We start from the raw sequence: 13328 nt of genomic DNA on the forward strand, positions 1-13328 counted from the left end.
TGGTTATTGTGCGATTTATTCTATTAATCTTGATTCATTCACCTTCAATAACTTGTTTTTGCTTAAAAAAGCAGATAGATTTTAAAATCTCTCGTAATAATAATGGTGGATGCAATGAGAAAGTCCGTTTTCTATCCTTTCTTGCTCTGTATTATCCTGCTGGCTGGGTGTTCATCTAGTCCGTCAAAACGCATTCCACCAGCCCCTCCTTTAAAAACACAGCTTTCCGATCCTATTATGGTGATAGTGCAGCTCAAATCACAACTTGAGCAGTGGTATGGCACACCTTATAGTTATGGTGGAATGACATCTTCAGGTATTGATTGTTCAGGGTTTGTCTATAAAACGTATAGTGATCGTTTTGATATTAAATTGCCTCGAATGACTATCGATCAAACCAAATACGGAACGCAAATCAGTAAAAGCGATTTAATGCCAGGGGATTTAGTGTTTTTCAAAACAGGTGGTGGTGAAAATGGACTTCATGTCGGTATTTATGATACTGACAACACATTTATTCACGCATCAACTAGTAAAGGGGTTACTCGTTCTTCTCTTGATAATGTCTATTGGAAAAAAACATTCTGGCAAGCTCGTCGATTGTAATTTCGTGCCATTTAAGACCCTAATATATTGAGAGTTATGCTATCTTATACCTTATTTTCTTCATATAGGTATTCCTCATGTCTGGTAAGTTGCGACTGTTAATTTCCGAATCTTATGATCCTTGGTTTAACCTTGCTGTTGAAGAGTGTATTTTTAGACAAATGCCAGCGGATCAGCGTGTACTTTTTCTGTGGCGTAATGATAACACGGTAGTTATTGGACGAGCCCAAAATCCGTGGAAAGAGTGTAATACGCGAAAAATGGATGAAGATGGCGTGAAATTAGCACGTCGTTCAAGTGGTGGTGGCGCTGTTTTCCACGATCTTGGTAATACCTGTTTTACCTTTATGGCGGGAAAGCCTGAGTATAATAAAACGATCTCAACTCAAATTATACTTGATGGTTTATCAAAGGCAGGTATACAAGCAACAGCATCAGGGCGTAATGATTTAGTCGTACCGCAAGAAGAGGGTGAAAGAAAAATCTCAGGCTCGGCTTATAAAGAGACGAAAGATCGTGGTTTCCATCATGGCACATTATTAATAAATGCTAACTTATCTAGACTAGCCAATTACCTCAATCCAGATCCGAAAAAACTTCAAGCTAAAGGGATCACCTCTGTACGCTCACGAGTGGCTAATTTAGTCGAACTGAAATCTGATATCACTCACGAAAAACTTTGTGAAACTATTACCGAAAGCTTTTTTGAATACTATGGTGAACGAGTAGATGCAGAGATTATTTCCCCGCAAAAATTACCTGATTTACCTAGTTTTGAAGAGACATTCGCTAAGCAAAGTAGTTGGGAATGGAATTTTGGACAAGCCCCTGCATTTTCTCATTTGCTAGATAATCGTTTTAAGTGGGGTGGTGTTGAACTACATTTTGATATTGAGCGTGGTAATGTAGTCAGAAGTCAAATCTATACTGACAGTTTAGATCCCGCACCATTAGAAGCATTATCAGATATGCTAGTTGGCAAACGTTATACACCTGAGTCTTTAAAAGAGCTTATTCAGCAACTTATACAGCGTTATCCTAATAATAAAGGGGAGCTTAATGAACTTGAAGAATGGCTTATAACGGCAATTGCTTAGTTTTCTGTAAATAAAGAAAAAACCAGCTTTTTAAAGCTGGTTTTTTTATGGCAAGTAACATCAACATGATGCTAAATCAATTAGTGATTTTCGCATGACATGAAACAATGAGTATCTGGCATTGTGCCATTTTCTCTAAACTTAGCCGGTGTAGTATTAAAATGTTTTTTAAAAATACGAGTAAATGTTGCTTGAGAGCTAAAGCCATACATTAAAGCGATGTCTAAAATAGACATATCTTTTTCTTGTAATGATTTAGCCGCTTCTAATAAGCGACGTTTGCGGACATATTCGCCTAATGTACAGCCTTTAAAATCTTTAAATATGCGTTGTAAGTGCCATTTTGAATAACCACTTTTGTTCGCAATAGTATCGATTTTTATACCTTCGTTACGTTGTAACTGGGTTTCTAACCATTTTAGAATATCATTAACGACATTTTCAGCCATAAAACCTCCCACAAAAATGGTGGGGACACAGTGCCCAAGTAAATAGAATAGTAACGTATGTTATTTATAATCTATTTTAAGCATGGGGAAAATAACAGGTAGGCAAAAAGTGCTTTTTGTTATTGATAATCATTATCAAATTAATAGGTGAAAGCTATATATCTCAAGTAAGGTAGAGCTTAATAGATATTTTTGATTAAAAAAATCGTTTTAAATGTATTTTACTTTGTTGAATTTATTGATTTATTTTTCCTTTGATAAATCTGTTATACCATTTATTCTTTAGATTGTTATATTTTTTTGTGTGATTTACAAGCTAATCAGTGATTAAGGTGTATTTTAAAGTCAATTTATTTGACTAAATAGGAAAATTTTAAAATAAGATTTATTAATCAATTAAGGTGATATTACTTAGTGTATTTTATTTGTAATAAATAAGCATATAAAAATAAATTAACTCAGTCACAATCTAGAAAATCCATGCTAGAAGGCAACTGAGTAAAACTAAGATAACTTATGGACGAAGAAAAACTTGTGGATACGAATGCTCTGGATGGGTATCAACACTCACATCTGCGCCATACCATTGTTGGATATTTTCTGTTGTCAGTACATCGTGTGGAGTACCTTCACAAACTAATTTTCCTTGATGCAATAATAGAATTCTATCGGCATAAAGTGAGGCCAAATTAAGATCGTGCAGAACACAACAAACCATAAGATGTTGTGTTTTTGCTAATTGCTTTAGTAAGCGTAAGCTGTGTTGCTGATGGTAAAGATCAAGTGCTGAAGTCGGTTCATCAAGGAATAATACCGACTCTTGTGGTGTAGGGTGCCATAATTGAGCTAATACTCTGGCAAGTTGCACTCGTTGTTGTTCACCACCTGATAATTGACGATAGTCTCTATCTTTAAATTTTAAACAATCCGTTTGTAGTAGAGCTGTTTCGATAGCTATTTTTTTATGTTGTTGCCCATGAGGGGTTCTTCCCATTGCAACCACTTCTTCTACAGAAAAAGAAAATGAGAGTTGGCTATTTTGGCGCATAACAGCACGGTTTTGTGCTAATTGTTGGCTATTCCATTGCGAATAAGTCTTTTGCTTAAAATAGCACTCACCTTGTGTTGGTGTCGTATAACCTGTCAATAAACGTAGTAATGATGATTTTCCTGCGCCATTAGGTCCAATTATAGTGACTAACTCTCCGGCATTAAGTGAAAGAGACACATCATCAATAATAGTTTTTTCACCAATTTGATACGTCAAATTATTTCCATAGAGCAACGAAGTGTTTTGTTTTTGAATCATGACATCCTTCTCGCGGGTTGTCGTAAGATAAGCCAAAGGAAATAAGGGCCACCAATTAATCCTGTAATGAGCCCCACAGGGATTTCTGCTGGAGATACCAGTGTTCTGGATAATGTATCAGCAGCGAGTAACAGTGTTGCACCACCTAAAATGGTAGCAGGTAATAGCCATACATGATTACTACCAATACGCATACGAATAAGGTGTGGAACCACAAGGCCAATAAATCCAATGACACCACTTAGCGCGACCGCACAACCAATTAAAATGGCACTAAGTAGTAACAAAATAAACTTGGTTCTTCTTACATTTAGCCCTAAGTAGTGCGCTTCTTCATCACCAAGTTGTAACAGATTTAATTTATGGCTTTGCCAACATGCCACAATACTGACTGGAATGATCACAAGGGTTGCAATGGATAAGGTTTTCCAGTCAATTTGGCTTAATGACCCCATCATCCACAGCGAAAATTGGCGTAATTGTTGATCTGTACTGATATAACTTAAGACACCAATAAAGGACATACAAAGTGCATTGATAGCAATCCCAGCAAGCAATAACCGCGCTAAATTACCATCACTCAATTGATGTAATGAGAAGATAATCATAGCCACAATTAAGCCGCCAACAAAGGCGGCTACAATATGACTGTAAAATGCGAATACAGGTGAAAAAGAGAAAGGTAGTATAATCACGATAGCAACCATTAGTGCCGCACCGCTACTTATGCCAAGTAACCCAGGGTCAGCTAATGAGTTTCTAAATAATCCTTGCATGATTGCACCTGATATCGCTAATGCACCACCGACAAGAATAGCCAAAAGCACACGAGGCAAGCGTATATCAAGCCAAACCTGCCACTCCATATCATCAAAAGAGCTATTCCATAATGTATGAAATGAGAGTGCCAATGCACCACTATTCACAGAAATTAATGTAACAATGGTGAGCAAAAAGAGTAAAACTAAAATACTCATCCACGGTGAACGAAAACGAGACATTATTGCTCCAATGCTTGACGAATTTGATGCATAACTTCAGGTGTTGAAAGCGTAAAACCTAACAATCCCATATCATCGACGACGACATAATGTTTATTTTTACCTGCAGGTGTGTACTTTATACCGGGTAAATTCCAAAGTTTTTCAATACCGCCGATGCCTTTAATACCTTCTTTAGTCACCAGCAAAATATCAGGTTGGCTCGCAATGACACCTTCTTGAGAAAGAGGGCGATAACTCGTAAAGCCTTGCATTGCGTTCTTACCCCCAACTAGTGAAATAATAGTATCTGCTGCAGTATTTTGGCCAGCGGCCATAGGAACAACACCACCATGACTCATGATATAAATGACTTTTTTATCTATAGGTGTTGTGGGTATCTGGCTAATAGATAGGGTGAGTTTTTCTTTTAGCTGTTCACCTTCTTTTTGTTTATTTAAAATAGTGGCGATGGTGTCTATTTTTTCATTAATGGCTTCTAATGAATGTGTACCTGTAATCGTTTTAACAGTGACCCCTGCCTCTTTTATTCGGCGTAGTGCTAAAGAAGGGCGAGCGAGTTCGCTGGTTATAATTAACGTTGGTTTGACCGATAAGATACCTTCAGGGTTTAGCATTCGCATATAACCCACATCAGGGAGTGCTTTCACTTGTTCAGGGACTAAACTAGTGCTGTCTCTTGCAATAATTTGTTCACCCGAACCTAACGCGAAAACGATCTCAGTGATATCGCCGCCAATAGTGACAATACGTTCATTGGCGGAACTGACAAACGACATGACGCTACACAGGATCAAAAGAAGCCATTTTTTCATTAACTCATTCTCCGATTAGGCTATTTTGGCAAGTGTATCAACTTGCTCGCGCCATTGTTGTTGCTCTGCAGTGCCTTCAGTACGTTGTCCATAAAGCTGGGCAATCTGTTGGCCTTTGCTATCAAAGATTTCAAGACTGGTGACAAAACCATCCTGAGTTGGTTTGCGAGTGATCCAACTTTCGGCGATTTCACTTTCAATTAAATGAAGTGTAAATGCAGGATTGAAAACGTTAATCCAGACTTGATCACTATTCTCAAATTGATGAGGAACTAAACGGTCAATCTGTCCCGTAAAGATTTGCACACAACCACGGCTTCCAACAAAAATCATGATCTCATTTTGTGCTTCTTTAGCGAGGGTTAATAAGGTTTTCAGTGCACTGTTATCAACTTGATAAGCAAGGTCATCGGCAACAGCTTTAAAAGCTTGTTGACGACTCAAGTTATTCTCTTTTAGTAGTTTGAAAAATTGGTGAACATCAGTCATTGAACGCCATTGTTGTTCAAGTTGCTCTGCCAATTCATGACTAACAGGTGTGTTTGAATAAGGTTCGATAGGGGTAATGTCTAGAGCTGGATTTTCTTCCGATAAGAATGATTGGATTAGCGCATTCCATTCATCCATATTGGTATTGTCAGTTGTATAGACTTTATGTAATGCATCGCCATGCATATCAAAAAACTGAATGCTATAGCGAGTTCCTTTTGAGGTTTCTTCAGCGAGTGCAAAAATGCTTGACCAATAAGCGAAGAAAAAGCGTAAATCCATTGCTCGAGGATTTAGAATCAAACCTGCATGATCGTTAAAGCGTGCATTAGTGTATTCACCAAGATGTTCGTGAACGGCGATATCGTTACGAGTAATGGCTTTGACCTCACCCACTTTACTTAAGGCTTTTAATAATTCTTGCACATCGTTACGTAAGCGTTTTGCATCATGTCCTACGCGTGCATGTGTTAATTCGGCTTCACTTACATTTAAGTATGCTGCCAGATCACGGGCATAAGGTGCTTTTTTATCCGCTTTTGCTTGCAGGTAGCTCTCATAAAGAGGTTTATTCACAGAAACTCCTATTGTATCTATCGTTGATTTTATTGTTAATTACCATTGATAACTCACAAGTACTTTTGCATTACGACCTTCTTGAGGAATACCGGCAGAAGAATAATAAGTTTTATCAAATGCGTTACCTAGTACAAATGAGGTTGTTAGCCCCTTTAAGGAGGCGTTACCTTCATAACGAAGGTAAAAATCATTGACGCCATAACCTGCTTGTTGGTGATTGGTAGGGCGATTAAAACGGTCATGTTTAGTAAAGTCCGTTTTCTTGGTAAATTGACCGACCCAGCCCACAGAAAAATCTGTGCTTGGAACTGGAACATCAAAGCGACTGGTCAATGTATCTGGTTCAATCGAAGTAATTGAGGCATTTGTGGCATTATCTTTTCCTTTGGTGTGGTTATACGCTAAGTCCCAATTAAAGAATTTGGATTGGTAGCTCATAGAAACATCCCACCCCCAAATAGTTGCTCTTGGAATATTTGTTGATTGTGTATATCCCTGAAAAATAGCGACATCTGCATCAATATAATCTTTTGCACGAGTATTGAAATGGGCAGCTTTAATTTTCAGATTATCATTATTAGATAATAAGTCATCGAATTGAAAACCAAATCCGTATTCGGTGGTTGAATTGGTTTCGGGTTTTAAATTGGGATTAGGACGCCAATAGTTTGTTGGTGCTCCTGGGAATGGCGCATCAAAATGCTTAGCATCGTTATACATTTCGCCTAAAGAAGGTGCTCTAAACGCTTGTGAATAAGAAGTATAAAGCATTGACCAATCAGTAGGCGTGATGCTGATAGCTCCTTTGGATGACCATTTATCAGCAGTAATATCATCATAACGATCGTTTTGGCTTTTATATTTATCAAAACGGGTTCCTAAAATTAAGGAGACAGGCAAATCACGTAAAGTGACCTCATCTTGAACCCAGCCTGACATAAAACGGATATCTGCTTGTGGGAAGCTTTCTGTATTTTGACTTGGTGATTGTTTCTGTTTATACACTTCGCCACCATAAGTAAGCCCATGTGATGCAAAGCTATCCATCCCCACTTGAGAGCGATTCTCGAGTTTTATGCCATAGGTTTTTTGTTCTCGACCTTCAAATCCTTTTTGTATCGTTCTGGCATTGATATCAACTTCACTGTAATAAGCCTGCGTTTTTAGATTAACCCACTGTAAATCCGAAGGATTGTATTGATAGGTTAACTGTGCATCTTTTTGTGTTGTAGTACGATCAGTTTCTACATTAGCAAGTGTAGGATTTGAGGGAACTTGAGGGTTTTTGGGCTGATTAGTATTGTTATGGTAATAACGGAATTGTCCGCTTAATGTATTGCTATCATCAATAAACCAACGCCCTTTGGAGAGTAGGTTAATAATGGTTTCATCATTTTGTGCACGATAACCCCCACCATAACGAATATCACCTTTATCACGAGCTGATAATGCCACGAGACCATCAAGGTTATCGTGTTTGCCAAAAGCAGTAACACCCAAACCTTGGCTATGTTGCGCGGTATTACCAAGACCAGTAACACGTACACCGCCTTGTTCGTTTTTTGAAAGTAGATCGCTTGCATCAACGGTATCGTAAGCAATAACACCGCCAAGTGCTCCACTACCATACAATAATGCAGAAGGACCCCGAACTACTTCAACTTGCTTTATAAGAAGAGGATCAACAAAAATACTGTCAATATGGCCAGTGTCAGTTCCTTGACGTACACCATCTACAAGTGTCAATATTCCATTTTTACTGTATCCACGCATACTGATGGTTTCACCATTAGTACGACCTGCGCCGGAAATAGAAATTCCGGGCACATGGCGAAGTAATTCAGAAGCACTACCTGCGGTTTCTGACAACGCATTGTTATTTTTAATAACGGTTGACATCATGGGTAACGTAAAGCTATCACGCTCATTACCAGTCGCATAAACGGTAAGCACTTCTGTTTTTTTCTCCTCGCTAGTTTGTGTTTTCTCTTGTGCTGACACACAAGCAGAAGAAACAGCAACAGCCAGTAAACTAAATTTAATTAATAGGGATGACTGAGACATGCAGATGGATCTCCGTTATTTTAATGGGCTGTTAAAACAGCCCTTTGTTATATAAATCATTGCTCCTCATCTACCAGCGATAACTGATGGACATTTTTATATTTCTGCCTTCTTGTGGCACACCTCGTGTTGAGAAATACTCATAATTAAAAGCATTTGCCAACATAAGTGTTGCTTGTAGATCTTTATTTTTCTTAGATTGATAGCTGAGTGAAAAATCGTGAACAGCATATCCAGGAAATTGTTGAACAACTTCTTGCAATCGAGTGACTTTTTTACCCTTATTATGTGGAGCAACAATGCCGCTGTAGCCACTTTTAGAGTCAGTAGCGCTGGCAAATTGTCCTGACCAACCTAATGAGAAAGGTGTTTTGGCAATAGGAACCTGTATAAAGGCGGTAAGAATTTCTGGTCTTACGGGGGAGATGGTTTCACTATCTGTAAGTTGGAATGTGTTTGTTCGGTTATAGCTTAATCCAGCAGAGAGCCAAGAGTGGGTATAACGTAAAGCAACATCTGCACCTTCAATATGAACATTCGCAATGTTATAGGCTTTTAAGCTCATTCTTCCAAGAAGTGTTCCCATCCATTCAGCATAGGAAATATAGTCCTTTGAAAATGTATCGAAATAAGCCACTTTAATTTCTAGTGCATCATTTTCAGATAGCAACTGTTGAAATGAAAATTTTCCACCATATTCCCAGGTTCTATTTCTTTCTGGGTTTAAGTAAGGATTAGGTATCCAATAAGATATTAAATATCGTCCTTTCTTAAAATGAAGTGAATCATTAAACATCTCACTTAATGTCGGTGCCCTAAATGCAGTCGAGTATGATGTGTAAAGCTGTAACCACGGTGTTGCAGAAAATGTTAATTTTACATTTTCAGTAGTGCCACGATAACTTGCTTTATGCATGAGTTTACTTTCATCTGCATTTCTAACTGCATGATTATAAATGACACTATCAATCTCTTTATTTGGCGAGCTTTCATAATAGTGATAGCGAACACCAGCTGTTAAGGATAAAGGGAGTAGTGGTGTTGATAGTGTGCTTTGTAACCATGCTGCGGCATAATCCATTTTTGCCAATGGGAAGTTTTTGGCTTTTTCGTTGGATGTCATTTTCTGTCGGTAAGCTTCGGTACCCAGAATGACAGACAAATTAAGATTATTATGAGGAGTAATATTAGTATAATTTTCTAATTTACCACCGTAAGTTGATTGTGTTCGTGCTTCGAAACCACCGATATTACCTTTTAAATTTTTTTTAATTTCACTTTCTGTAAGTTTTACATCGGTTAAGAAAGTTTGCTCAATATTAAACTGTGAGTAATAAAGGTGGGTTGTTAAATCAATCCAAGAATTACTTTCAGGGGCATAGTGATGAGTTAGAGAGTAATTTTTTTGCTGAGTATCTCGATATACCTGATTACTTTCGTTTTTACCATATCCACCCATACGATGTAATACTTCTCGTTGTTCACCTGAATTATCATAATGGCGAGCTGAGAAAATAAAGGTTTGGTTATTTGTAGGGTAGAAATAGATTTTAGCAAAGTAGTTATTAATGGATTCATTGTTATCCATTTTTTGTCCATCAGCCAATAAGATAGGGCCACGCTGACGTTGTGTATAAGAAATCAAACCAGAGAATAGTTTATGTTGGCCCGCAATTATTCCGCCATAAGAGAAATGGCGATCAGCAGAAGAATAAGAGCTGAATAATTTAGCCCCTAAGTTTTTATTCTTTGCTAGTATTGATTGAGGATCGAGAGTGTTAAAAGCAACAACCCCTCCCATAGCGCCTTCACCATGAATAGTCGAGGCAGAACCATGTTTGACATTAATATTTTTGATTAAAGAAGGATCAAGAAATATTCCCCCTAAATTATTCATGGTGTTTTCGAGTGGTTGATGAATGCCATCAACGAGGATCTTGACACCTTTTTGGTCATATCCACGCATTAGAATGTTGGCACCATTAGTCACGCCTGTACCTGAAAGAGTGATACCTGCGACTTCTTTTAACATTTCACCTGTTGTTGACGCTGTTTTTGCCTGAGGTGTTGAGGTTTCAATTGTAGATTGAAAGTTATGCTCTATTTCGTGATATTTATGACCGATAACAGTAAGAGAGTCCGTGTTCGTTTTTTCTGGGTGTGCAGAGGCAATAGATGAATACAACAGACAAAGTGCTGTTGCTATACCTGAATACTTGAAATGTTTTTTCAGCATACACATACCATAAATGTCCATAAAAAGTCCTTGTATATGGAGTTATTTAGCTGGCTGCCTAGCTGAATTGATAGGTGGCTTGCGAGTTATTGTCAAAAATGATTATTTAGTCAGGATCAGTTTTCCTGCTTTGGTCTGACGTAGTTGATACAACTCTCCGTTATGTTGAATGTAAACCACGCCATCTTTACCCAATAATTCAATACTATTAATAGATTGAATTATTGAAGAATGAGAGTCCTGTTTAACCAATGAACTATCCAAATTATTAGCTTTTTTATTCATAATACACTAAGAGTAATAAGCGTTATCATTATGATAATCATTATCGTTAACAAATGTATTTAGACAAGCTTTTTTTAACGTAAATAGGTAAATTTAAGTCATATTGTGAGTGATAAAACGGTATGTGATGAAATTTAAAACAAAGGAATAAAAGAGGCTTATCTTTTTACTAAAAAATAAGATCAATACAGAATGAACAGAGAAGAAAAATAACAGGGGATAGAATTATCCCCTTAATAAATAGGGTTATTAAAATCGACTCTCAACGGCTTGTGCTAATAATTCAAGCAATTGCTCGGTATCATTCCAGCTTAAACATGGATCAGTAATAGATTGTCCATAAACAAGAGGTTTTTCTGGCAAGACTTTTTGTGAGCCTTCTTGTAAAAAGCTTTCAGCCATCACGCCAACAATAGCTTGTGAGCCATCTTTAATTTGTTGACTGACATTGCGAGCCACTTCTAATTGGCGACGGTGGATCTTTTCACAATTACCATGACTAAAGTCGATAATAAGATGTTCAGGTAAATCCACTTGTTTTAGTGCATCAATAGCATCTGCAATATCACTGGCATGATAATTTGGTTTTTTACCACCTCGCATAATTATGTGCCCGTAAGGATTACCGCTAGTTTGGTAAATTGTCATACGGCCATTTTTGTCAGGTGATAAGAAAGTGTGACCAACGCGAGAAGCACGAATTGCATCAATAGCAATACGAGTATTACCATCCGTACCGTTTTTAAAGCCCACAGGACAAGAAAGTGCGGATGCCATTTCACGATGAACCTGGCTCTCTGTAGTTCTTGCGCCGATAGCACCCCAACTAATTAAGTCAGCAATATACTGACCAGTTACCATATCAAGAAACTCGGTTGCAGTTGGTAAGCCTAATGTATTTATCTCAATTAATAATTTTCTTGCAAGGCGGATACCTTCATTAACATTGCAAGAATTATCAAGATAAGGATCAGAGATTAAGCCTTTCCAACCAATAACTGTACGTGGTTTTTCAAAGTAGGTTCTCATGACAATTTCTAAGCGGTCATGATAGCGTTCTTTTTGCTGGTTAAGTTTCGTGGCATATTCTTTGGCTGCTTTGGGGTCATGAATAGAACAAGGACCCACGATCACTAAAAGTCGTTTGTCTTCACCAGTAAGGATAGCTTCAATTCGTTTACGTGCTGATGTGATATTTTGGATTATCTCATCAGAAATGGGGAACTCTTTTGCTAAGGTTTCTGGTGTCACCAGACTGTCTAAAGCCTTAGTCCGTAGTTCGTCTGTCTTTAACATAATTCATCTCAATAAATATACAGGGTAAGTCTACCCAGTGATTAAGATCACAATAAACGAAATTCAGCTAATTTCAACAGCGTTATTAGAGAAAAACCAATAAAAAAATAAGGTTAAGACTTAGAACATTCTTCTCGCTAATCCCATAGAATCAATTACCTTAGTTGAAATTTCTTCAACAGAATAATTAGTGGTATTGAGATAAGGAATATTGTTTTTTCTGAAAAGGGCTTCCACTTCGGCTAATTCGATTCTGCATTGGCGAATTGATGCATAACGGCTATTTTCACGACGTTCACCTCGGATAGCAGCCAGGCGTTCTGGTGCAATGGTTAAACCGAATAATTTATGTTGATACTCTTTTAATTCAGCAGGGAGTTTTAAAAAATCCATATCATCAGCAGTAAATGGGTAATTGGCAGCTTGAATACCAAATTGCATAGCTAAATAGAGGCTGGTGGGGGTTTTACCACAACGAGAAACGCCAATTAAGATAACTTGTGCTTGATCGAGATTACGTAATGATATTCCATCATCGTGAGAAAGCGTGTATTCAATAGCTGCAATACGGGCATCGTATTTACTAAGATTTTTCTCTGTTAACCCGTGTGTTTTATTTAATTTTGGTGAGGCTTGAATACCCATTTCCTTTTCAAGCGGTAATACAAGAGATTGCACAATATCCTGACAAAAGCCTTCACTACTATTTATTACCTGTTTAACTTCGGGGCTAATAATAGAATAAAAAACAAGGGGCTTAGCGCCACTCTTTTTATAAATTTCAGCGATTTTCTGTTTTATTTCTTCAGCTCTTTCTACTGTAGAAACAAAAGGCAATGTATAACTTTTCATTCTTAGTGGAAATTGAGAAAGTACAGCGTGGCCTAAAACTTCTGCTGTAATAGCTGTACCATCAGAGATAAAAAAGACTGTTCTATCAATGGGTTCATTATTATCACAATTAATAGAGTTTAAGCTTAATATCATAACGCTCACCTTTTTTTAGCTGAATTAGCGAATCAAACAACATTATCTATAGCATTTTTAGTGATTATAAAGGATAAAAAAATAAAGTTTTCTGGTTGATCGATTCACCTTTCTA

The 13328-nt window shown here is 37.5% G+C and carries 12 protein-coding genes; 2 read left to right on the forward strand and 10 right to left on the reverse strand.

Annotated features, from left to right (window positions below; translation table 11 throughout):
- The first annotated feature begins 114 nt into the window (after positions 1-114).
- Together DK866_RS09285 and DK866_RS09290 are read left to right on the forward strand one after the other, a co-directional pair.
- Entirely contained in the window at positions 115-606 is a 492-nt protein-coding gene (locus DK866_RS09285) for a C40 family peptidase (RefSeq protein WP_036913240.1), read from the forward strand.
- A gap of 77 nt (positions 607-683) precedes the next feature.
- Positions 684-1703 (forward strand): lipoate--protein ligase A, encoded by a 1020-nt coding sequence (locus DK866_RS09290; protein ID WP_109408673.1) that lies wholly within the window; start codon positions 684-686, stop codon positions 1701-1703.
- Between the two features lie 80 nt (positions 1704-1783).
- Here the strand turns inward: DK866_RS09290 and DK866_RS09295 are convergent, their stop codons facing one another.
- The 10 genes from DK866_RS09295 to ppsR all read right to left on the reverse strand — a co-directional run bounded on the left by DK866_RS09295 (position 1784) and on the right by ppsR (position 13213).
- Positions 1784-2152, reverse strand: coding sequence for a helix-turn-helix domain-containing protein (locus tag DK866_RS09295; RefSeq protein ID WP_072070346.1), 369 nt, complete (start codon positions 2150-2152; stop codon positions 1784-1786).
- A 514-nt stretch (positions 2153-2666) separates the two neighbouring features.
- The gene (locus DK866_RS09300; RefSeq protein WP_109408674.1) at positions 2667-3461 is read right to left on the reverse strand and encodes a heme ABC transporter ATP-binding protein; all 795 of its coding nucleotides are present in this window, start codon (positions 3459-3461) and stop codon (positions 2667-2669) included.
- Positions 3458-4462 (reverse strand): FecCD family ABC transporter permease, encoded by a 1005-nt coding sequence (locus tag DK866_RS09305; protein ID WP_109408675.1) that lies wholly within the window; start codon positions 4460-4462, stop codon positions 3458-3460. Before DK866_RS09305 ends, DK866_RS09300 begins: the two co-directional genes overlap by 4 nt.
- Complete coding sequence (locus tag DK866_RS09310) at positions 4462-5277, reverse strand: heme/hemin ABC transporter substrate-binding protein (RefSeq protein WP_109408676.1); 816 nt, start codon at positions 5275-5277, stop codon at positions 4462-4464. Before DK866_RS09310 ends, DK866_RS09305 begins: the two co-directional genes overlap by 1 nt.
- A 15-nt stretch (positions 5278-5292) precedes the next feature.
- A complete protein-coding gene (locus DK866_RS09315; RefSeq protein ID WP_109408677.1) occupies positions 5293-6342 on the reverse strand; it encodes a hemin-degrading factor in 1050 nt (349 codons plus the stop codon).
- Between the two features lie 39 nt (positions 6343-6381).
- Complete coding sequence (locus DK866_RS09320) at positions 6382-8409, reverse strand: TonB-dependent hemoglobin/transferrin/lactoferrin family receptor (protein WP_109408678.1); 2028 nt, start codon at positions 8407-8409, stop codon at positions 6382-6384.
- A 70-nt stretch (positions 8410-8479) separates the two neighbouring features.
- Positions 8480-10666, reverse strand: coding sequence for a TonB-dependent receptor domain-containing protein (locus tag DK866_RS09325; protein ID WP_109408679.1), 2187 nt, complete (start codon positions 10664-10666; stop codon positions 8480-8482).
- Positions 10667-10747: 81 nt separating this feature from the next.
- Positions 10748-10909 carry a hemin uptake protein HemP gene (gene hemP / locus DK866_RS09330; RefSeq protein ID WP_231619304.1) on the reverse strand — a complete coding sequence of 54 codons (162 nt, stop codon included), beginning with the start codon at positions 10907-10909 and terminating at the stop codon, positions 10748-10750.
- 270 nt (positions 10910-11179) lie between these two features.
- The gene (locus tag DK866_RS09335) at positions 11180-12226 is read right to left on the reverse strand and encodes a 3-deoxy-7-phosphoheptulonate synthase (protein WP_072070331.1); all 1047 of its coding nucleotides are present in this window, start codon (positions 12224-12226) and stop codon (positions 11180-11182) included.
- A gap of 120 nt (positions 12227-12346) precedes the next feature.
- The gene (gene ppsR / locus DK866_RS09340; protein ID WP_109408681.1) at positions 12347-13213 is read right to left on the reverse strand and encodes a posphoenolpyruvate synthetase regulatory kinase/phosphorylase PpsR; all 867 of its coding nucleotides are present in this window, start codon (positions 13211-13213) and stop codon (positions 12347-12349) included.
- Positions 13214-13328 lie beyond the last annotated feature (115 nt).

The sequence above is a fragment of the Proteus genomosp. 4 str. ATCC 51469 genome (genome assembly GCF_003144375.1).
Classification (GTDB): domain Bacteria; phylum Pseudomonadota; class Gammaproteobacteria; order Enterobacterales; family Enterobacteriaceae; genus Proteus.